Below are 20,381 nucleotides of genomic sequence, written 5' to 3'. Positions count from 1 at the left end.
TACAGCGCATGACATGGCTGTGGATAATTAAATTTGGATTGAGTAAAAATTTTGGAGCGGGAAACGAGACTCGAACTCGCGACCCCGACCTTGGCAAGGTCGTGCTCTACCAACTGAGCTATTCCCGCATTGAGATGCTGTTGCACCCTGCTGTCATCTGACGGCATTGGTATTCATGGCTGAAGATTGGAGCGGGAAACGAGACTCGAACTCGCGACCCCGACCTTGGCAAGGTCGTGCTCTACCAACTGAGCTATTCCCGCACACATGTATTAGTGAGGGTTCACTGATACTGTTAGCTTCTGCCACTACTTTTCACTATTTGGAGCGGGAAACGAGACTCGAACTCGCGACCCCGACCTTGGCAAGGTCGTGCTCTACCAACTGAGCTATTCCCGCCCTGAATACTAATTTTCTACACTAAATACTATTTTCCTGTACTAAATCTGTCTCCGCAGGCTTGCGAATTCTTCATCGGTACGGGGTGCGCATTATACGAGAAATCCGTTTTGCCGCAAGCCCCTGAAAGCAAAAAAATCATTTTTCGATTCAAGTGCTGATTAAAACAGCAATGTGATGTTTTTACCAGCACCAGTAATTAAGATTGGATAAAATGCTCGCGATAATAGGCTAACTCGGCCACGGACTCACGAATATCATCCAGTGCTTGATGGGTGTTCTGCTTCTTGAAACCGGCCAGAATCTCAGGTTTCCAGCGGCGCGCCAGCTCTTTTAATGTGCTGACATCCAAATAGCGGTAATGGAAATAGGCTTCAAGCTCTGGCATGTAACGGAACAGGAAGCGGCGGTCCTGACCCACACTGTTACCACAAATCGGTGACACCCCTGCCGGAACCCACTGCTTCAGGAACTCAATGGTTTGCAGTTCAGCATCATGGTCACTGAATGGGCTAGCTTTAACCCGCTCCACCAAACCACTGCCGGTGTGAGTACGTACATTCCACTCATCCATTAACCCAAGCTGCTCATCCGACTGATGGACCGCCAGAACTGGGCCTTCCGCCAAGATATTCAGATTAGCATCAGTGACCAGCGTCGCGATCTCGATGATCCGATCCCGTTCAGGATCAAGGCCCGTCATTTCCAGATCAATCCAGATCAAATTATTTTGGTTCTCTGCCATTTTATTTCCTGCCTGTTAGCGGGTGAGACAACCGAACAAACGGTCAAATGATAAAATAATGTGTATCATAGCCCTTTTGGTCGCAACCAGCGATATATGCAGATTCAAGTGAGGCACAGTGAGTAAGAATAAACTGTCGAAAGGTCAGCAACGCCGTGTACAGGCTAACCATCAGCGCCGGCTACGCACTGATAGAAAACCTGAGTTAGATGACTCTCAGCTTGGCGATGCGCAAGAAGGTATCGTAATCAGTCGCTTCGGCCAACATGCTGATGTCGAAGCCACCGATGGTGTTCAGCACCGTTGTAATATCCGCCGTACCATCAAGTCACTGGTGACCGGTGACCGTGTAGTCTGGCGTCCCGGTTTGCAAGCGCAGGAAGGGGTGCGGGTTAAAGGTATTGTCGAAGCGGTTCATGAGCGAACATCCGTGCTAACGCGCCCTGATCTCTATGACGGCGTGAAACCGATCGCCGCCAATATCGACCAGATCGTGATCGTATCGGCGATCTTACCCGAACTTTCACTCAATATTATCGATCGCTATCTGGTGGCCTGTGAAACACTGGAGGTCGAGCCATTAATCGTGCTGAACAAGATCGATTTACTGGATGCCGATGGCCGTAAATTCGTTGATGGCATGATGGATATCTATCGCCGCATTGGCTACAACGTGCTGGAGGTTTCGAGCCAAACCCGTGAAGGGATGGAAGCATTTGAACAGGCGCTGGCTGGGCGAATCAGTATCTTTGCCGGTCAGTCTGGCGTGGGGAAATCCAGCCTGTTAAATGCCCTGTTACCGCCAACCGATAATGAAATTTTGGTGAATACGGTGTCGGGTAACTCCGGTCTGGGTCAGCACACCACCACCGCCGCTCGCTTATATCATTTCCAGCATGGCGGCGATGTGATTGATTCACCGGGGGTGCGTGAATTTGGCCTCTGGCATCTGGCACCGGAACAAATCACCCAAGGATTTGTCGAATTCCGTGATTATCTCGGTCATTGCAAATTCCGTGATTGCAGCCATAGCAATGATCCCGGCTGTGCCCTACGTGAAGCTGTAGAGCAAGGCAAAATTGCCGAAGAGCGCTTCGATAATTACCATCGAATTCTGGAAAGTATGGAGCAGGCGAAACCCCGCAAAACATCAGATAGCGACGAAAAATGATGTTTTAACCACGGGCTTCCCCCTGTGATACCCATAAGCCAAAATAGTTGGCGTTGCCGCTTAGAGCGCAGCAACGCCAAGTAAAAATGTACTTATCTAATGAGGTCGACGTGCTAGACAGTATCAAAATCAGATTACAATATTTGCTCCCAAAACAGGGCCTGACCCGTTTGGCTGGCTGGGGCGCAGATAAGCAAGGCGGCTGGTTGACTCAACTGGTGATCAAAGCCTTTGCCCGTTATTACAAAGTCGATATGAAAGAAGCGCAGGATCCTGAATTCTCCGCCTATCGCAGCTTTAACGAATTCTTCGTCCGCCCGCTACGTGCGGGTGTGCGCCCGATCGTCGCTGAAGCTAACCTGTTGGCCCAACCTGCTGATGGTGCAATCAGCCAGTTAGGCGCGATTCATGATGGGCAAATTTTGCAGGCCAAAGGCCACCACTACACTCTGGAAGCGCTGCTAGCAGGTAACTATATGCTGGCCGCCGAGTTCCAGAATGGTCAGTTTGTGACCACCTATCTGGCCCCGAGTGACTATCACCGCGTGCATATGCCGTGTGACGGTGTATTACGTGAAATGATTTATGTGCCAGGCGACTTGTTCTCGGTCAATCCATTGACCGCCGCGAATGTGCCGAATCTGTTTGCCCGCAATGAGCGCGTGATCTGCATCTTCGATACAGATTTTGGCCCAATGGCACAAATTCTGGTCGGAGCCACTATTGTTGGCAGCATCGAGACTGTCTGGGCAGGTACCATTACCCCACCTCGCGAGGGCGTTATTCGCCGCTGGACCTACCCGCAAGCCGGCACTGAAGGCGCGGTTGTACTGGAGAAAGGGCAAGAGATGGGCCGCTTTAAATTAGGCTCCACCGTCATCAACTTGTTTGCTGAAGGCAAAGTGTATCTGGCACCACAGCTCAACAGTGGTTCCGTTACCCGCATGGGTGAGGTCTTAGCCGAAGCCGCCCCTGTTAGCCCGCCGTGCTAGCCTGATACTGAGGACGTCACTGATGTTAAGGAACCTTTGCGTGCGCCCAATAATTTCATTGTCCTTAGGCAAGTGGCTGACTTTTGGCCTATTGCTATCGATTGTCATGTTGTTCTCCCTGCCGCTTCAGGCGGCAACTCAGCCCAATGAAGATCAGCTCCGGCAAGAGCTGAAGCAGGCTGAGGCCAATAAAGGGATGGCCAATCAGGCAGAAATTATTCAGGCGCTGCAAGGTGCCCTTAGCTGGCTGGCGGATGCCAAAGAGTCTGATATCCGCGCCCAGCAGTATCAAAAGGCGATTGATGACTTCCCCAAACTGACCCGTGAGTTACGTCAACAACTGGCGCAGGAAGGGGATAAACCCCTGCCTGTTCCCAGCAATTTATCCACGCCTGAGTTGGAACAGCAGGTGCTGCAGATCAGCAGCCAATTGCTGGAATTGAACCGCCTGTCGCAGCAAGAGCAAGATCGCGCACGTGAGATCAGTGAGTCCCTCAACCAGTTGCCGCAGCAGCAGTCAGAAGCGCGGCGAATTCTGACCGAAATCAACACACGACTTCAGGCACAAAGTAACCCAGTAAACCCTGTCGCACAGGCGCAGTTGGCGCTATTACAGGCTGAAGTGGTCGCACGCAAAGCCAAAGCCAATGAGTTAGAGCTTTCTCAGCTTTCAGCCAATAATCGGCAGGAGTTATCACGGCTGCGGGCCGAGTTGTATAAAAAGCGCCAAGAGCGGGTGGATGCCCAGCTTCAGGCGTTGCGTAACACACTGAATAATCAGCGCCAACAGGCAGCAGAACAGGCACTGGAGCGCACCGAACTGCTGGCCGAGCAAGGTGGTAATTTGCCTGAATCCATCACTCAGCAGTTGCAGATAAACCGTGATCTCTCTCAGGCGCTGAATCAGCAAGCCCAGCGCATTGATCTTATCTCTTCGCAGCAACGTCAGGCCGTATCACAGACACAGCAAGTCCGGCAGGCACTCAGCACCATTCGTGAGCAAGCCCAGTGGTTGGGTGTTTCGACCGCACTGGGTGAGACACTACGCGCACAGGTCGCAAGATTGCCCGAGGTGCCTAAGTCACAGCAGTTGGATCGTGATATGGCACAACTGCGGGTTCAGCGTCTGCAGTATGAAGATATGCTGGATAAGTTGCAGCAGCAAAATACCAAATTAAAACAAGATGATGGCACACCATTAACCACTGAGCAGCAGCGCATTCTGGATGCCCAGTGGCGCACTCAGCATGAATTGCTTAACTCGCTGCTCTCCGGCTATGACTCGCAGATCCTCGAGCTAACCAAACTGAAAGTGGCAAACAGTCAGTTGGTGGATGCACTGAGTGAAGTCCGCGAGGCCACGCACCGCTACTTGTTCTGGGTCGCGGATGTCAGCCCGATATCACTCTCATACCCGATTAACGTCGCCCATGACCTAACCCGCCTGCTGTCTCTGGATACCCTTTCACAGCTGAGCGGTGCATTCGTCATGATGATGACCAGCCAAGAGACATTATTGCCGATTATTGGCGCTCTGCTGTTTGTTGGCTTCAGTATCAGCTCACGCCGCCACTATCATGCCTTCCTTGAGCGCGCCAGTAGCCGAGTGGGTAAGGTCACGCAAGACCATTTCTCTCTGACATTACGAACCGTATTTTGGTCGATTCTGATGGCTCTGCCGCTGCCTGTGCTATGGGCGGCCCTCGGTTATGGCCTGCAAAATGCTTGGTCCTACCCAATGGCTATCGCCATTGGCAATGCCGTCACCGCCACCGTGCCAGTGCTTTGGGTGTTTATGATCAGCGCTGCGTTTGCCCATCCCCATGGCCTGTTTATCACCCATTTCCGCTGGTCACCGGCGCAAGTCGGGCGGGCCATGCGCTTCTATCGCATGTCAGTGTGGCTGATCATTCCATTGATGATGGCCCTGATCACTTTTGAGAATTATAACGACCGTGAATTCGCCGGCACTCTGGGTCGGTTATGCTTTATTTTGCTGTGTATTGCCTTAAGTCTGGTGACCAACAGCCTGAAACGGGCGGGTATCCCACTCTATCTGGATAAAAAAGGGTCAGGCGAGAACATGGTTAACTCGGCGCTGTGGGGGCTGCTGCTCTCTGCGCCATTGATTGCCGCGTTAGCAGCAGCGCTCGGCTATCTCACCACCTCACAGGCACTACTGGCGCGTTTGGAGACCTCGGTCGCCATTTGGTTCTTCCTGTTGGTGGTTTACCATATCATCCGCCGTTGGATGTTAATTCAGCGCCGCCGCATTGCCTTTGACCGCGCGAAACAGCGGCGAGCCGACATTCTGGCGCAACGTGCGCGGGGCGAAGATGACACCCCGCACAATAACAGCACCGAAGGTTCCATTGATGTCGAAGAGCCGGTCATTGATCTTGATGTGATCAGCGCCCAGTCACTGCGGCTGGTGCGATCGATCCTCACCATGATCGCCTTGGTTTCCGTGATCGCACTCTGGTCTGAGATTCATTCCGCGTTTGGTTTCTTGGAAAACATTCGCCTGTGGGATGTTTCATCCACCATTAACGGCATAGAGTCGGTGCAAGCGATCACCATGGGCTCACTGTTGATCGCCATTCTGGTGATGATTGTAACCACACAGTTAGTGCGTAATCTGCCCGCCCTGCTGGAACTGGCGCTATTGCAGCATTTGGATCTGACGCCGGGAACCGGCTATGCCATCTCCACGATCACTAAATATCTGTTGATCCTGTTTGGTGGATTACTTGGCTTCTCAATGCTGGGAATCGAGTGGGCGAAATTCCAATGGCTGGTTGCCGCACTGGGTTTAGGTTTGGGCTTCGGCTTGCAGGAGATCTTCGCCAACTTCGTCTCTGGTTTGATCATTTTGTTTGAAAAACCGATCCGCATCGGCGATACCGTGACTATCCGTGATCTCACCGGTAGCGTGACCAAAATCAATACTCGCGCCACCACTATCTCTGACTGGGACCGCAAAGAGATCATTGTGCCGAATAAGGCATTTATTACTGAGCAGTTTATTAACTGGTCCCTGTCGGATTCGATTACCCGTGTGGTTCTGACAGTGCCAGCACCGGCTGAAACCAGCAGTGAGGAGGTGACTGAAGTTTTACTCACCGCTGCGCGCCGCTGTACGCTGGTATTGGATAACCCGCCACCGGAGGTCTATTTGGTCGATCTCCAGCAAGGGATTCAGATTTTCGAACTGCGAATTTACGCCGCCGAAATGGGCCACCGCATGCCGCTGCGCCATGAGATCCACCAGCTGATTCTGGCCGGTTACCGCGAGCACGGCATTACCCTGCCATTCCCGCCATTCCAGGCGCGTCTGGAAACACTGGGGCGTGGGCGTGTTGTTTCGTCAAATCGCAGCCGCACGCCGGGCAGCTTGTAAGATCAATCAGTGAGTAAGAAACAAAAATGCCCTGAACCTTCACAGGTCAGGGCATTTCTTTTAATACCGCTGCGGTGCCAAGGACACTCGCATTCCTCAAAGTCATTGGTGTTGCAGCAAGGCAGCAAGTGAGCGCATCCCGATGAGCTTACTGTCGTAAGTGATTCGGGTGAGCGAGTGCAGCGAACACCGCGGCGGCGCCAAGGACACTCACATTCCTCAAAGTCATTGGTGTTGCAGCAAGGCAGCAAGTGAGCGCATCCCGATGAGCTTACTGTCGTAAGTGATTCGGGTGAGCGAGTGCAGCGAACACCGCGGCGGCGCCAAGGACGAAGAGGAATTAGGCAATATCGACTGGGAAGGCGATAACATCACTCAACCGCTCTGCATTCAGCGCCAGCATCACCAAACGATCAACCCCGAGTGCCACACCAGAACAATCCGGCAAGCCATGTTTCAGGGCAGCGATCAGATTCATGTCGATCGGGTGCTGCGGTAAACCGCGTTTAGCACGGCTGCGATTATCTTGCTCAAAACGTTGCAGTTGTTCATCGCCATCAGTCAGCTCATGGAAGCCATTTGCCAGCTCAATACCTTTGAAGTAAACCTCAAAACGCTCGGCTACACGGTGATCTTCCGTGCTGATGACCGCCAGAGAAGCTTGTGATGCAGGGAAATGATAAACAAAGGCTGGTTTATCACGACCAATATGCGGCTCGACCCCCACGGTGAACAGCAGTTGCAGCAGTGTATCGCGATCCTCTTCGGTATCCGCGACATTACTTAGATCCAGTTTTGCTGCCGCTTCACGCAATTGCGCTTTCTCTGCTGATAATGGGTCAATACCCAGATGGCGCTGGAAAGCTTGCTGATAAGAGAGTGTTTCGGCGCTATTGCAATCCAGAATTTGCTGCAACAGGTCATCCACCTCATTCATTAAGCGATACATATCATAATGTGGGCGATACCATTCAAGCATGGTGAATTCAGGATTGTGATGACGGCCAGCTTCTTCATTACGAAAACTGCGGCCCAACTGATAGATAGAGCCACTGCCCGCCGCCAGCAGGCGCTTCATGTGGTATTCCGGACTGGTCATCATGTACAGCGTCAAACCATCGGCAGCGCCCGGGCCAACAAACCGGGTTTCGAATGGGACTAAATGAATGTCCGTCACTGTCGCTTGGCTCATGGTGGGCGTTTCAACTTCTAATACGCCACGATCGGCAAAAAAGCGCCGGATCTCTGCCATTATTGCTGCGCGCTTCAACAAATTGGCGATAGGTGCACTCGGCTGCCAGCTTGCCGTTTCGCTCATGGTGGTTAACTCCGAAATCAAACAGGGGGTGCAGTCTACCCGCATCCATCCCCTCAGACAAATCTGTCACCCCTCTAGGCAATTATCCCCTCGAATTCAGCATTTCACTCTGCAAAAAACTGTTATGCCCAGCAGATCCTGTTTGGGATCACGTTTTTGTCAGTAATGCCCTTGAGGCGGTTCAAATAAAACAAAACAATCGATCACATCAAATTTCTGCTACTTAGCATTGGGTATAATTATTCCCATACAAAAAGTAAGAAATAGCTATTCTTAATATCATCATTCTGGCCGCTCACTAATAAGTTAGCGTGATAATAATTTTAAAGAAATATAGCTTTAATTATATATACCCAAAATAGTTCGAGTTGCAGGAAGGCGGCAATTGAACAAACCCTCAGGAGCTTACTCAGGTCAGTGACTGGGGTGAACGAAAGCAGCCAACGCACATGCAGCTTGAAGTATGCCGGGTATTTCACTTGAACAATGGAGAAGCGCAGTGCAAACCTTTAACGCCGATCTTGCCATTATCGGGGCCGGAGGCGCTGGTTTACGTGCAGCAATAGCCGCAGCGGAAGCCAACCCTCAGCTGAAGATTGCTCTGATCTCGAAAGTATACCCGATGCGTAGCCATACCGTGGCTGCCGAAGGGGGATCAGCCGCCGTCACGCAGGACCACGATACCTTTGACTATCATTTCCACGACACCGTAGCCGGTGGTGACTGGCTATGCGAACAAGATGTTGTTGACCATTTTGTTCACAGCTGCCCGGAAGAGATGGCACAACTGGAAATTTGGGGCTGCCCGTGGAGCCGCAAACCTGATGGTTCAGTTAACGTTCGCCGCTTTGGTGGGATGAAAATTGAACGTACTTGGTTCGCCGCCGATAAGACCGGCTTCCACATGCTGCATACCCTGTTCCAAACCTCGTTGAAGTACCCGCAAATTCAGCGCTTTGATGAACATTTCGTTCTAGATATTCTGGTCGATGATGGTCAAGCGCGTGGTGTTGTTGCCATGAATATGATGGAAGGTACCCGAGTGCAAATCCGGGCGAACGCGGTAGTCATGGCGACAGGTGGCGCAGGTCGTGTTTATCGTTATAACACCAACGGCGGTATTGTTACCGGTGATGGTATGGGGATGGCATTCCACCACGGCGTCCCGCTGCGGGATATGGAATTTGTGCAATATCACCCCACCGGTCTGCCGGGTTCTGGCATCTTGATGACCGAAGGGTGTCGTGGTGAGGGCGGTATTCTGGTCAACAAAGATGGCTACCGTTATTTACAAGATTACGGCATGGGGCCAGAAACCCCGCTCGGCGAGCCAAAAAACAAATACATGGAATTAGGCCCGCGCGATAAAGTTTCGCAAGCCTTCTGGCATGAATGGCGCGCTGGCCGCACGATCGCCACACCACGTGGTGATGTGGTCTATCTGGATCTGCGCCATCTGGGCGAGAAAAAACTGCTTGAGCGCCTGCCGTTCATCTGCGAGTTGGCGAAAGCCTATGTGGGTGTTGACCCAGTAAAAGAGCCAATCCCAGTGCGCCCAACCGCACATTACACTATGGGCGGTATCGAAACTAACCAGCAGTGTGAAACCCGCATCAAAGGGCTATTTGCTGTCGGCGAATGTTCTTCCGTTGGTCTGCACGGCGCTAACCGCTTAGGTTCCAACTCACTGGCCGAATTAGTGGTCTTTGGTCGCGTGGCAGGCGAACAAGCGGCACTGCGCGCCATGGAAACTGGCCCTGCAAACGGCAGCGCGCTGGATGCCCAAACCCGTGATGTTGAAACTCGCCTGAGCAACCTGATGAAACAGGAAGGGACGGAGAATTGGTCCAAAATCCGCGATGAGATGGGTCTGTCGATGGAAGAAGGTTGCGGCATTTACCGCACACCGGAACTGATGCAGAAAACCGTGGATAAACTGGCTGAGCTGAAAGAGCGCTTCAAGCGTGTGAAAATTACCGACACCTCCAGTGTTTTCAATACGGATCTGCTGTACACCATTGAGCTGGGTTATGGCTTAGATGTGGCTGAATGTATGGCTCACTCAGCACTGAACCGCAGAGAGTCTCGCGGCGCGCATCAGCGTCTGGATGAAGGCTGCACCGAGCGTGATGATGTTAATTTCCTGAAGCATACTCTGGCCTTCCATACCCCCGGCGGCGCACCACGCCTAGAGTACAGCGACGTGAAAATTACCAAGCTGGCACCGGCAAAACGTGTTTATGGTGGTGAAGCCACCGCACAAGATGCGAAAGATGCAAAAGATGCAAAAGATTTGAAGGATAAGGAGCAGGCGAATGACTGATATGAAAGTCCTGAAAATGGAGGTCATGCGCTATAACCCAGAACGTGATAGCGAACCTCACTTCGAAACCTTTGAAGTACCTTACGATGAGCAAACTTCTCTGCTGGATGCGTTGGGCTATATCAAAGATAACCTGGCACCGGATCTCTCTTATCGCTGGTCTTGCCGGATGGCGATTTGCGGCTCGTGCGGCATGATGGTTAACAAAGTGCCTAAACTCGCCTGTAAAACCTTCCTGCGCGAATATACCGCCGGGATGAAGGTCGAGGCGCTGGGTAACTTCCCAATCGAACGCGATTTAGTGGTTGATATGACTCACTTTATCGAAAGTTTGGAAGCAATCAAACCTTACATTATCGGCAACGAACGCAAACCTCAAGATGGCCCGAATAAGCAGACGCCAGCTCAGATGGCAAAATACCATCAGTTCTCCGGCTGCATTAACTGTGGTCTGTGCTATGCCGCTTGTCCGCAGTTTGGCTTGAATCCAGAGTTTATCGGCCCGGCAGCGATCACGCTGGCTCACCGTTACAATCTGGATAACCGTGACCACGGCAAGAAAGAGCGCATGCCGCAGCTTAACGGTAAAAATGGTGTTTGGAGCTGTACCTTCGTCGGTTACTGTTCTGAAGTTTGTCCTAAACACGTTGATCCGGCAGCGGCTATCCAGCAAGGCAAGGTCGAGAGTGCTAAAGACTTCATGATCGCCATGCTGAAACCACAATAAGGGAGGGGAGACAATAATGACGACTAAACGTAAAGCTTATGTCCGCACCATGGCCCCAAACTGGTGGCAACAACTGGGTTTCTATCGCTTTTATATGTTGCGTGAAGGGACATCGGTTCCAACCGTCTGGTTCAGTATTCTGATGATTTACGGCGTATTTGCGTTGAAAAGTGGCCCTGCTGGCTGGGAAGGTTTTGTCGGTTTCCTGCAAAATCCACTGGTGTTACTGATCAATATTATTACGTTATTGGCCGCAGTGTTACATACCAAAACTTGGTTTGAACTGGCACCAAAGGCCGCCAATATTATCGTTAATAGCGAAAAAATGGGTCCAGAGCCAGTTATCAAGGCGCTGTGGGTTGTGACGGTCGTGGCTACCGCGATTATTTTGGCCGTTGCCTTACTCTAACCCGGAGGAAAACAAGATGAATCAAGTTCCTAAACGCTCCGATGAACCTATCTTCTGGGGCCTGTTTGGTGCTGGCGGTATGTGGAGCGCCATCATTGCCCCTGCGGTTATTCTGCTGGTTGCCATTCTGCTGCCCTTGGGTGCCTTTCCAGGTGATGCGCTGAGCTATGAGCGTATTCTGGCGTTCTGTCAGAGTTTTATTGGCCGGATATTCCTGTTGCTGATGATTATTCTGCCACTGTGGTGCGGTTTACACCGTATCCATCACGCCATGCATGATTTAAGAATCCACGTCCCAGCCGGGAAATGGGTGTTCTATGGCTTAGCCGCTATTCTGAGTGTGGTTGCCATCATCGGTGTCCTAACACTGTAATTACCCACGCCCTATCAACGGTCCGCGCCTTTGCCGGGCCGTTTTTTTTGCCTCTTGCCACTAGCTTATACTCATCCATTTGCTTCCCTTATAGATGATAGCTATTCTCAGTGATAAGTTACCGACTGAAATAGTGAGGAATAGTGATGCGTCTGTGGTCAAAATTATCTGTATTGACGGCAACTCTGCTCTCTGTCGCCTGCAGTGTCACACCGCCAAAAGACGTAAAGATCGTCGATAACTTCCAATTACCGCGCTATCTTGGGACATGGTATGAGATTGCTCGGCTGGATCACTCTTTTGAACGCGGGCTGGATCATGTCACTGCCAATTACACGCCCCGTGATGATGGCGGCGTAAAAGTGATTAACCGAGGTTATAATGCGAGAAAACAGCAATGGCAAGAGAGTATTGGGAAAGCCTATTTTATTGGCTCACCACAACTAGCCTCGCTCAAAGTATCGTTCTTCGGGCCTTTCTATGGCGGCTATAATATTATTGAATTAGATGATAATTATTCCTACGCACTCGTCAGCGGGCCAAATCGCGATTACCTGTGGATTCTATCCCGCACACCAACCCTCAGCGCCGATGTGCGCGAAAAACTTCTGTCAGTCGCCAAAGATTATGGTTTCCCGATCGATAAGTTGATTTGGGTAAAGCAGGAATAGCACCGTAATCCTCAGTTGCGATCAACCCCTGATAGGGCGCACTAGATCTGCACCCTATCAGCTCACGACAAAACTCGCCTCTAAACCTATTGGATTATCTTTGCTGCCAATGCGAAATAAAAATAATGTTTGCATGGTAGTCTTTCAATTAATTTATAAAACACAATTATCATATTAAATTATTGCGCGAATGATAAAACTCAGTAAATATAAACATGAGCCAACACCACAATAACATTATAAAAATAGCATTCAAGAACATATTAACGTCATTTATTTTATAAGAACAAAACTATAAATGTTATTTCTAATCTAAAAAGGTAATAACCATGAAATACATTCGCGCTAATATATTAATCCTGACGGGCACCTTAACCTTATCCAGCTATTTCTCTTCACTTGCCCACGCTCATGGGTATATTCAATCCCCACCCAGTCGGGCTTATCTGTGTTATCAAGGGATCAATCATTACTGTGGTGCCGTTCAATATGAACCACAAAGTGTTGAGGGCTATAAAAACTTCCCCTATTCAGGCCCAGAAGATGGGCGTATAGCCAGTGGCGGTATGTACCCATTTTCGGCATTGGATGCTCAAACACCGACTCGCTGGCAGAAAACAAATGTTCATAGTGGAACAATGAATCTTCAATGGCAACTTACGGCAACCCATAGCACAACCCATTGGCGTTATTACCTGACCAAGCAAGGATGGAATAGTTCGCACCCCCTCACACGAGCTTCTTTTGATTTAGTTCCATTCTGTCAATATAATGATAATGGCAGGGTACCTAATACCAGAGTAGTACATCAATGCTCTTTGCCGCTAGACCGCTCGGGATACCATGTTATTCTCGCCGCTTGGGATATTGCTGATACCAATCATGCTTTTTATCAGGTTGTCGATATTAGTTTCCCCCATTAATCTTAGTAATGGATGCTGACTCAATAATCGATAAATATAAAAAACCCCAGCACTTGGATTTATTAACCAATTACTGGGGTATTATATTAGTTAACTGTTCAATACGGTCAAAACAGTTAACTCAATTCGGTATTTCTTGCCTGTTTCTACGGTTAATTACTTAACGCGAGAAACATATTCGCCAGAGCGAGTATCAACTTTGATGACTTCGCCAACCTGTACGAATAATGGCACTTTGACCACAGCGCCAGTACTCAGCGTCGCAGGTTTACCACCTGTACCGGCAGTATCCCCTTTCAGACCTGGGTCAGTGTCAACAATTTCGAGTTCAACAAAGTTTGGTGGGGTGACTGCGATAGGCAGGCCATTCCACAGAGTTACGATACATTCGGCCTGATCAACCAGCCATTTGCCGTTGTCGCCAATCGCTTTTGCATCAGCTTGCAGCTGTTCGTAAGTCTCGTTATTCATGAAGTGCCAGAACTCACCGTCGTTGTACAGGTAAGTCAGGTTCAGGTCGTTAACGTCAGCACCTTCCAGAGAATCTGTTGATTTGAAGGTCTTTTCAACGCGCCCGCCAGTCAGCAGACGGCGCATCTTAACACGAGCAAAAGCTTGGCCTTTGCCTGGTTTTACGAACTCGCTGGACTCAACTGAATAAGGCTCGCCCTCGAACATGATTTTAAGACCGGGACGAAAATCGTTGCTATAATAACTGGCCATGATGGTCCTCAAGAAACTGGTAGTAAGCCTAAAAAATGGCAAGTATTGTAACCCGAAACATGCCAATTAGAGAAGATTGGTTGCTACAACTCGCCGATGTAATTACTGATCCGGACGAATTGCTACGAATTCTGTTCTTAAATGAACACCCTAACCTGCAACAAGGCACAGCGGCGCGCCGTTTATTCCCGCTAAGAGTACCACGCGCGTTCGTCGCGCGTATGCAGCCAGGTGATCCATCGGACCCATTATTACTTCAAGTGCTCACCGCACGCGAAGAGTTTATCGCTGCCCCCGGTTTTACCAACGACCCGCTTGATGAACAACGTAGCGTGGTACCCGGCCTGTTACATAAGTATCGCAACCGCGCTCTGTTACTGGTCAAGGGCGGTTGTGCCGTCAATTGCCGCTACTGTTTCCGCCGCCATTTTCCCTATCAAGATAACCAAGGCAATAAAGCCAATTGGCATCAGGCGCTGGATTATATCCGCCAACATCCTGAGCTGGATGAAATCATCTTTTCGGGCGGAGACCCGTTGATGGCAAAAGACAGTGAGCTAAGTTGGTTATTGGATGAGTTAGAAAGCATCAGCCACATCAAACGGTTACGTATCCATACTCGGCTACCAGTCGTGATCCCTGCACGAATCACGGCAGCCTTATGCCAACGGCTGGGCGATTCACGGTTACAGGTATTGATGGTTACACATATAAATCATACAAATGAAATCGATCAATCCTTGCGAGATAGTATGGCGCAGCTAAAACAAGCGGGTGTGACACTATTAAACCAGAGTGTGCTGCTACGTGGTGTCAATGATGATGCGGATGTACTGGCAGCATTAAGTAATGCCTTGTTTGATGCAGGAATTTTACCTTACTACATTCACGTATTAGATAAAGTGCAAGGCGCGGCTCACTTTATGGTCGATGATGATGAAGCGCGACAGCTAATGAAGGGCTTACTCAGCCGTGTATCGGGTTATCTGGTCCCACGTCTGGCGCGAGAGATCGGCGGGCAACCCAGCAAAACACCACTGGATCTTCGATTGATGCAGAGTGAGTGACCGGAAAAACGAATAATTAAGGGATGCCATAGCATCCCCTTATTTCAACTCGTGCCTAAGCCTCAACTATCAAGGGCACTTATAAACTTCGCCAACCATTTTGCTGTCTAGTGGTGCAAAGCTCGATAAGAAGGTTTCGCTCGGGCTGGTCGCACCATAAATCACATTGCCGCCCATCGCTGCTGCTTTATTACGCAGGTCATTTGCTGCACCGCGCATAGAGCTGCTTTCACCGCCACCACCTGATAACCAGTTACTCTGAACCCCAGTCACCTGACCGACCAACTGACACTCACTACCCGGTTTAGTGTCGGAGAACTTTACTTGCTCGCCCGCCGAACTCAATTGGTTTGTGGAGCTACAACCTGCCAGCAACAACGCTGCTGAAAGACCAAGTAATACTTTAATCTGCATCTTGTTCCCCATTTGATATTGAGAATTTCGCAAATGTTTCTCAGAAAGCGTTGCTATTTTTTAAACATCTATTGCCATAAGTATGCTCACAGATGCCTAATCCACGCCTCAAGCGACCGCTGATGAAATATCATTTTACCAGCTAAATCCGCCCAGTCTGCAAAAATATCATCAAATACAGTGCGGCAAAGCTCGCAAACATCACACTGAAAACATTTATCGCCGATAAATACGAATATTGCGTCAGAGCATCAGGATATCCCAATGACAGAATTTCCATGATGCTTAAAAACATAATGAAGGAATTCGCCTTATTTAAGTGGAATTTAATACCTTTTAATGAATATTCCGAAGTTTTTTATGTCGCCTTAAAGATAGAGTTCAGGACTTCACTTGATCCATTTTTATGGATAAAACCAACGTAAAAGGCACATTCCTTAAATGAATATACAGACAAAGAGGGGATTACTTCTGCTATCCGGCAGTGTAATTCTCGGGCTCAGCGGCGGTGCTAGCGCAGAGGAATCAACCACAGTAAAAAAATGGGGGCAGTTCAACGTTGAATGCGTATTGTCCCACACACTACCTGACGATCCTATGATGGCATTTGGCCGCCCCGGCGAATCCATGGTGCATGATTTCTTCGGCAACAAAACGGCTAACGCCTATACGACAGCAGATTCACTGCTTGCCGACCCTGATAATACCTGTACCTCGGCGATAGACGGATCTTCCTACTGGGCACCACAGCTAATGGATAGTCGTAGTGGCGAGATAATCAAACCCATCCATATGAAAACCTATTATCGTAATACTGATACCCGCTACCCAGTAGTCGCCTTCCCCAAAGGCCTACAGTTGATGATAGGGGAACACGAAAGCACGACCGCCAAACCCAACGTTTCCTATTTTTGCAAAACAGATCAACACAATGGTGACTATTCTGATAATCCTCCCACGTCATGCCCACTCTACGACGGAGAAAATACGCAATTCAATTTGGCCTACGTTTTCGCTAACTGCTGGGATGGTAAAAACCTGAAGCCCCCACATCATGGGCCACGTAATGCAGTACACGACATTGACGGTGCTTGCCCGGCAAACTACCCGATTAAAATCCCACAGTTGCAGTTTAATGTTGCCTATAGTCTTCCCGCAGGGACCGAGTTGTCCACGCTCAGATTATCTATGAATCCGACGATGGTGAATGGCCGCGCTGAGCCAAAATGGGGGAGTCTGTATACCGCGCATGCCGATTTCTTTAACGGCTGGCAGGAGAAAACGATCAACTATTCCGTTGAAAACTGTCTTAATAGCGGTATTTTATGTGATAAAAACATTCCGAGCTTCCATGAAACCGTCAGCGACGATAGCTATACGCGCGGTGGTAATTTTGCCAATATCAATTTCGGCAACGAAAAAGTTATGCTCACCCAGCAAGGTACCGTCAGCCTGACAGATCAAAAGAAAACAACCTACTTCAAATTCAAGCTGCCTGACGAGAAATCACTGGAAGCAACACCTTATACAGGTATCGCTCTGCGCTTACACAGTGGCAATACCACCAGTGAAAATAGCCATATGCTCTATCTATATCAAACAGCCACTAACTGGGATGAAGGTAATCTAACGCAGGAAAACGCTCCTGTTTGTGGTGGGGAACATGTAGCACGGATATGGATGGGAAAGGATGGCAGCTATCGTAACTCTGAAGATATTACCCCTGTGATTAAAGCCGCATGGGAAAAAGACGCCCGCGAGGTTTCCTTCTGCGCAATGACCGACGCTAATATTGAAACCATTATCGGCTCCCGCGAAGCTAACCTACCGACATACTTATTCTTTGCCAGCGAGCAGAAAGCAACGGCGGAAAAATAATCCAATCAGCAAAATATATAAAAAAACCCGGCCAAAATTGACCGGGTTTTTCGCACACGAAGGTGTGGGGAGGATTACATCATGCCGCCCATGCCACCCATACCACCCATGCCGCCAGCGCCCATATCACCGCCTTTGTCATCACGTGGCAGGTCAGTGATCATGCACTCGGTGGTGATCATCAGGCCAGCAATAGAGGCTGCGTACTGCAGAGCAGAACGAGTCACTTTAGTTGGATCCAAGATACCCATCGCGATCATGTCGCCGTACTCTTCGCTGTATGCGTTGTAACCGTAGCTACCTGAACCCGCTTTAACGTTGTTCGCGATAACTGAGGCTTCTTCACCAGCGTTAACTACGATCTGACGCAGTGGAGATTCCATCGCACGCAGAGCAACTTTGATACCGACGTTCTGGTCTTCATTGTCGCCTTTCAGGCCAGAAGCAGTGATAGCAGATGCCGCACGGATCAGTGCAACACCACCACCAGCAACAACGCCCTCTTCTACTGCTGCGCGGGTTGCGTGCAGAGCATCTTCAACGCGTGCTTTCTTCTCTTTCATTTCAACTTCAGTTGCGGCGCCAACTTTGATAACGGCAACGCCGCCAGCCAGTTTAGCCACACGCTCTTGCAGTTTTTCTTTGTCGTAGTCAGAAGTCGCATCTTCAATTTGCTGACGGATCTGAGTCACACGGCCCTGAATTGCAGCTTCGTCGCCTACGCCATCGATGATGATGGTGGTGTCTTTGTTTATAACAACACGTTTTGCCTGACCCAGATCTTCCAGAGTGGTTTTTTCCAGTTCCAGACCGATCTCTTCAGAAATAACAGTACCGCCAGTCAGGGTTGCGATGTCTTGCAGCATGGCTTTACGACGATCACCGAAACCAGGTGCTTTAACAGCTGCGACTTTCACAATACCGCGCATGGTGTTAACGACCAGAGTCGCCAGCGCTTCGCCTTCAACATCTTCTGCGATGATCAGCAGTGGTTTACCGGCTTTCGCTACGGCTTCCAGTACTGGCAGCATTTCGCGGATGTTAGAGATTTTCTTGTCAGCCAACAGAATGAATGGGCTTTCAAGTTCAATAGAACCTGTTTCTGGTTTATTGATGAAGTAAGGAGACAGGTAACCACGGTCGAACTGCATACCTTCTACAACGTCCAGCTCGTCTTGCAGGCCAGAACCTTCTTCAACGGTGATAACGCCTTCTTTACCCACTTTCTCCATCGCTTGTGCGATCAGCTCACCCACGGTTGAGTCGGAGTTTGCAGAGATGGTACCCACCTGAGCAATGGCTTTAGAATCAGAGCAAGGTACAGACAGTTTTTTCAGTTCTTCAACCGCAGCGATAACTGCTTTGTCGATACCGCGCTTCAGGTCCATTGGGTTCATGCCAGCCGCAACGGCTTTCAGACCTTCAGTGATAATGGATTGCGCCAATACAGTTGCAGTAGTGGTACCGTCACCCGCCGCGTCATTCGCTTTAGAGGCAACTTCTTTAACCATCTGTGCGCCCATGTTCTCAAACTTGTCTTCCAGTTCGATCTCACGTGCAACTGATACACCGTCTTTGGTGATAGTTGGAGAGCCGAAAGACTTATCCAGAACTACGTTACGGCCTTTCGGGCCCAGGGTCACTTTCACTGCATCAGCAAGGATGTTTACGCCGCGTAGCATTTTGATGCGTGCGTCGTTACCGAATTTTACGTCTTTAGCTGCCATTGGTATTTCCCTTAACTCGTTCAGTTCAGAAGATTAGAGAGCGTGATTACGCTTCAACAATTGCCAGAATGTCGCTTTCGGACATGATCAACACTTCTTCATGGTCGATCTTCTCTGACTTCACGCCGTAACCATCGTTGAAAATAACGATGTCGCCTACTTTCACATCCAGCGGCTTGATCTCACCGTTATCCAGGATGCGACCATTGCCGACTGCCAGAACTTCACCACGGGTAGATTTACCCGCTGCAGTGCCAGTCAGAACGATGCCGCCAGCCGATTTGGATTCAACTTCTTTGCGCTTGACGATAACGCGGTCATGCAATGGACGAATTTTCATTGATAGCTCTCCTATGAGAAGGTCCGTATCAGATTTAGGATTAATATCGGTCTGCCTTCATAACCGATACCGTGGCTTTCTTAATGGGGGCGACCTCCTATCGCTTCAAGGGAGACGACAAAAAAAATTTCATTTTTTTCTCGCCCGAAAGTGGGTTGTTTTATCCACTTTCTCGCCCCTACCCAAAGAAAACCGTGAAATTAACACTGTGAATTTATGATTAATAAACAAGCTATTAGTAAAACCTACCGCTTATCTATCATCTTTAAAACGATTATCTGTAGGTTTATCATCCTCATCGGGACGATGCTCTACGGTGTAGCGATCATCGGCTTTACGCTGAAACTCGCCGTCAAAGGTATTTCCGCCGCCCATTGGGCCGCTGCCTGTGCCAAAACCGCTGCCACGATAAATGTTCAGATGTGGCATCAGTTTTAGCGTCAACGATTTTTGAATGGGTGGTAGTAGTAGCAGCAAACCGAGGAAGTCGGTGAAAAAGCCGGGGATCAGCAGCAAGAAGCCCGCTAAAATCAGCGAGACACTCTTGACCATCTCTGCCGCCGGGCTTTCACCTGCCGCCAGTTTTTGCTGCATCTGCATGAAAGTTTTTATCCCTTGGTTGCGCACCAGAGATATCCCCACGCAGGAGCTTAGGATCACCAGCAGCAAGGTCACCAAGACCCCCAACACAGCTGCGACCTTGATAAATATCGATATTTCTATGTATGCCAATAAAAATATCAGCGCTAACGGTAACCAACGCACCGCATTCTCCTTATTC

General features: G+C 49.6%; 18 protein-coding genes and 3 tRNA genes. 11 read left to right on the top strand and 10 right to left on the bottom strand.

The annotated features are described in order from the left end of the window. Positions 1–52 precede the first annotated feature (52 nt). The 4 genes from HRD69_RS07720 to orn form a co-directional block, all read right to left on the bottom strand. Positions 53–128: transfer RNA gene (locus HRD69_RS07720), tRNA-Gly, on the bottom strand. A 59-nt stretch (positions 129–187) separates the two neighbouring features. After that, positions 188–263, bottom strand: a tRNA-Gly gene (locus HRD69_RS07715). Between the two features lie 60 nt (positions 264–323). Continuing rightward, a tRNA-Gly gene (locus HRD69_RS07710) sits at positions 324–399 on the bottom strand. Positions 400–598: 199 nt separating this feature from the next. Further along, a complete protein-coding gene (gene orn / locus HRD69_RS07705) occupies positions 599–1,144 on the bottom strand; it encodes an oligoribonuclease (protein WP_004873932.1) in 546 nt (181 codons plus the stop codon). A 118-nt stretch (positions 1,145–1,262) separates the two neighbouring features. Between orn and rsgA the strand changes: the two genes are divergently transcribed. The 3 genes from rsgA (at position 1,263) to mscM (ending at position 6,707) form a co-directional block, all read left to right on the top strand. Further along, on the top strand, positions 1,263–2,315 hold the full coding sequence (gene rsgA, locus HRD69_RS07700; protein WP_004713646.1) for a small ribosomal subunit biogenesis GTPase RsgA: 1,053 nt from the start codon (positions 1,263–1,265) through the stop codon (positions 2,313–2,315). 110 nt (positions 2,316–2,425) lie between these two features. Next, positions 2,426–3,307, top strand: coding sequence for an archaetidylserine decarboxylase (asd, locus tag HRD69_RS07695; protein WP_032813266.1), 882 nt, complete (start codon positions 2,426–2,428; stop codon positions 3,305–3,307). A 40-nt stretch (positions 3,308–3,347) separates the two neighbouring features. Next, on the top strand, positions 3,348–6,707 hold the full coding sequence (gene mscM, locus HRD69_RS07690) for a miniconductance mechanosensitive channel MscM (RefSeq protein ID WP_004873934.1): 3,360 nt from the start codon (positions 3,348–3,350) through the stop codon (positions 6,705–6,707). 340 nt (positions 6,708–7,047) lie between these two features. On the opposite strand, the gene epmA is transcribed toward mscM, so the two are convergent. Then, positions 7,048–8,025: an elongation factor P--(R)-beta-lysine ligase gene (gene epmA / locus HRD69_RS07685; protein ID WP_032813268.1), complete on the bottom strand. Its 978-nt coding sequence runs from the start codon at positions 8,023–8,025 to the stop codon at positions 7,048–7,050. A gap of 499 nt (positions 8,026–8,524) precedes the next feature. On the opposite strand from epmA, the gene frdA reads away from it, so the two are divergent. The 6 genes from frdA (at position 8,525) to HRD69_RS07655 (ending at position 13,451) form a co-directional block, all read left to right on the top strand. Next, entirely contained in the window at positions 8,525–10,348 is a 1,824-nt protein-coding gene (gene frdA / locus HRD69_RS07680) for a fumarate reductase (quinol) flavoprotein subunit (RefSeq protein ID WP_032813269.1), read from the top strand. Beyond that, positions 10,341–11,075 (top strand): succinate dehydrogenase/fumarate reductase iron-sulfur subunit, encoded by a 735-nt coding sequence (locus HRD69_RS07675; RefSeq protein ID WP_032813271.1) that lies wholly within the window; start codon positions 10,341–10,343, stop codon positions 11,073–11,075. Before frdA ends, HRD69_RS07675 begins: the two co-directional genes overlap by 8 nt. Positions 11,076–11,091: 16 nt before the next feature. Next, positions 11,092–11,484, top strand: a complete 393-nt coding sequence (frdC, locus tag HRD69_RS07670) for a fumarate reductase subunit FrdC (RefSeq protein WP_004873938.1) — start codon at positions 11,092–11,094, stop codon at positions 11,482–11,484. Positions 11,485–11,500: 16 nt separating this feature from the next. Then, positions 11,501–11,857: a fumarate reductase subunit FrdD gene (frdD, locus tag HRD69_RS07665; RefSeq protein WP_004873939.1), complete on the top strand. Its 357-nt coding sequence runs from the start codon at positions 11,501–11,503 to the stop codon at positions 11,855–11,857. Between the two features lie 146 nt (positions 11,858–12,003). Then, a complete protein-coding gene (blc, locus tag HRD69_RS07660) occupies positions 12,004–12,528 on the top strand; it encodes an outer membrane lipoprotein Blc (protein ID WP_004873940.1) in 525 nt (174 codons plus the stop codon). A 329-nt stretch (positions 12,529–12,857) separates the two neighbouring features. Beyond that, a complete protein-coding gene (locus tag HRD69_RS07655) occupies positions 12,858–13,451 on the top strand; it encodes a lytic polysaccharide monooxygenase (protein ID WP_004873941.1) in 594 nt (197 codons plus the stop codon). 156 nt (positions 13,452–13,607) lie between these two features. Here HRD69_RS07655 and efp read toward each other — a convergent pair whose 3' ends face one another. Continuing rightward, positions 13,608–14,174 carry an elongation factor P gene (gene efp, locus HRD69_RS07650; RefSeq protein WP_004873942.1) on the bottom strand — a complete coding sequence of 189 codons (567 nt, stop codon included), beginning with the start codon at positions 14,172–14,174 and terminating at the stop codon, positions 13,608–13,610. 35 nt (positions 14,175–14,209) lie between these two features. Here efp and epmB point away from each other — a divergent pair, with 35 nt between their 5' ends. After that, positions 14,210–15,241, top strand: a complete 1,032-nt coding sequence (gene epmB / locus HRD69_RS07645; RefSeq protein ID WP_032813272.1) for an EF-P beta-lysylation protein EpmB — start codon at positions 14,210–14,212, stop codon at positions 15,239–15,241. 69 nt (positions 15,242–15,310) lie between these two features. Here the strand turns inward: epmB and HRD69_RS07640 are convergent, their stop codons facing one another. Continuing rightward, positions 15,311–15,655, bottom strand: coding sequence for a DUF4156 domain-containing protein (locus tag HRD69_RS07640; protein WP_004873944.1), 345 nt, complete (start codon positions 15,653–15,655; stop codon positions 15,311–15,313). Between the two features lie 441 nt (positions 15,656–16,096). On the opposite strand from HRD69_RS07640, the gene HRD69_RS07635 reads away from it, so the two are divergent. Beyond that, positions 16,097–17,533 carry a DUF1996 domain-containing protein gene (locus HRD69_RS07635; protein WP_032813273.1) on the top strand — a complete coding sequence of 479 codons (1,437 nt, stop codon included), beginning with the start codon at positions 16,097–16,099 and terminating at the stop codon, positions 17,531–17,533. Between the two features lie 74 nt (positions 17,534–17,607). On the opposite strand, the gene groL is transcribed toward HRD69_RS07635, so the two are convergent. The 3 genes from groL to HRD69_RS07620 all read right to left on the bottom strand — a co-directional run bounded on the left by groL (position 17,608) and on the right by HRD69_RS07620 (position 20,365). Further along, positions 17,608–19,260, bottom strand: a complete 1,653-nt coding sequence (gene groL / locus HRD69_RS07630; RefSeq protein ID WP_032813274.1) for a chaperonin GroEL — start codon at positions 19,258–19,260, stop codon at positions 17,608–17,610. A gap of 46 nt (positions 19,261–19,306) precedes the next feature. Then, positions 19,307–19,600, bottom strand: coding sequence for a co-chaperone GroES (locus tag HRD69_RS07625; protein WP_004391824.1), 294 nt, complete (start codon positions 19,598–19,600; stop codon positions 19,307–19,309). Positions 19,601–19,852: 252 nt separating this feature from the next. Next, on the bottom strand, positions 19,853–20,365 hold the full coding sequence (locus HRD69_RS07620; RefSeq protein WP_032813275.1) for an FxsA family protein: 513 nt from the start codon (positions 20,363–20,365) through the stop codon (positions 19,853–19,855). Between the last annotated feature and the right edge of the window lie 16 nt (positions 20,366–20,381).

The organism is Yersinia mollaretii ATCC 43969 (assembly GCF_013282725.1).
In the GTDB taxonomy this organism is placed as follows: domain Bacteria; phylum Pseudomonadota; class Gammaproteobacteria; order Enterobacterales; family Enterobacteriaceae; genus Yersinia; species Yersinia mollaretii.
The sequence above is the reverse complement of the archived record's forward strand: the minus strand, read 5'-3'. Positions and strand labels throughout refer to the sequence as shown.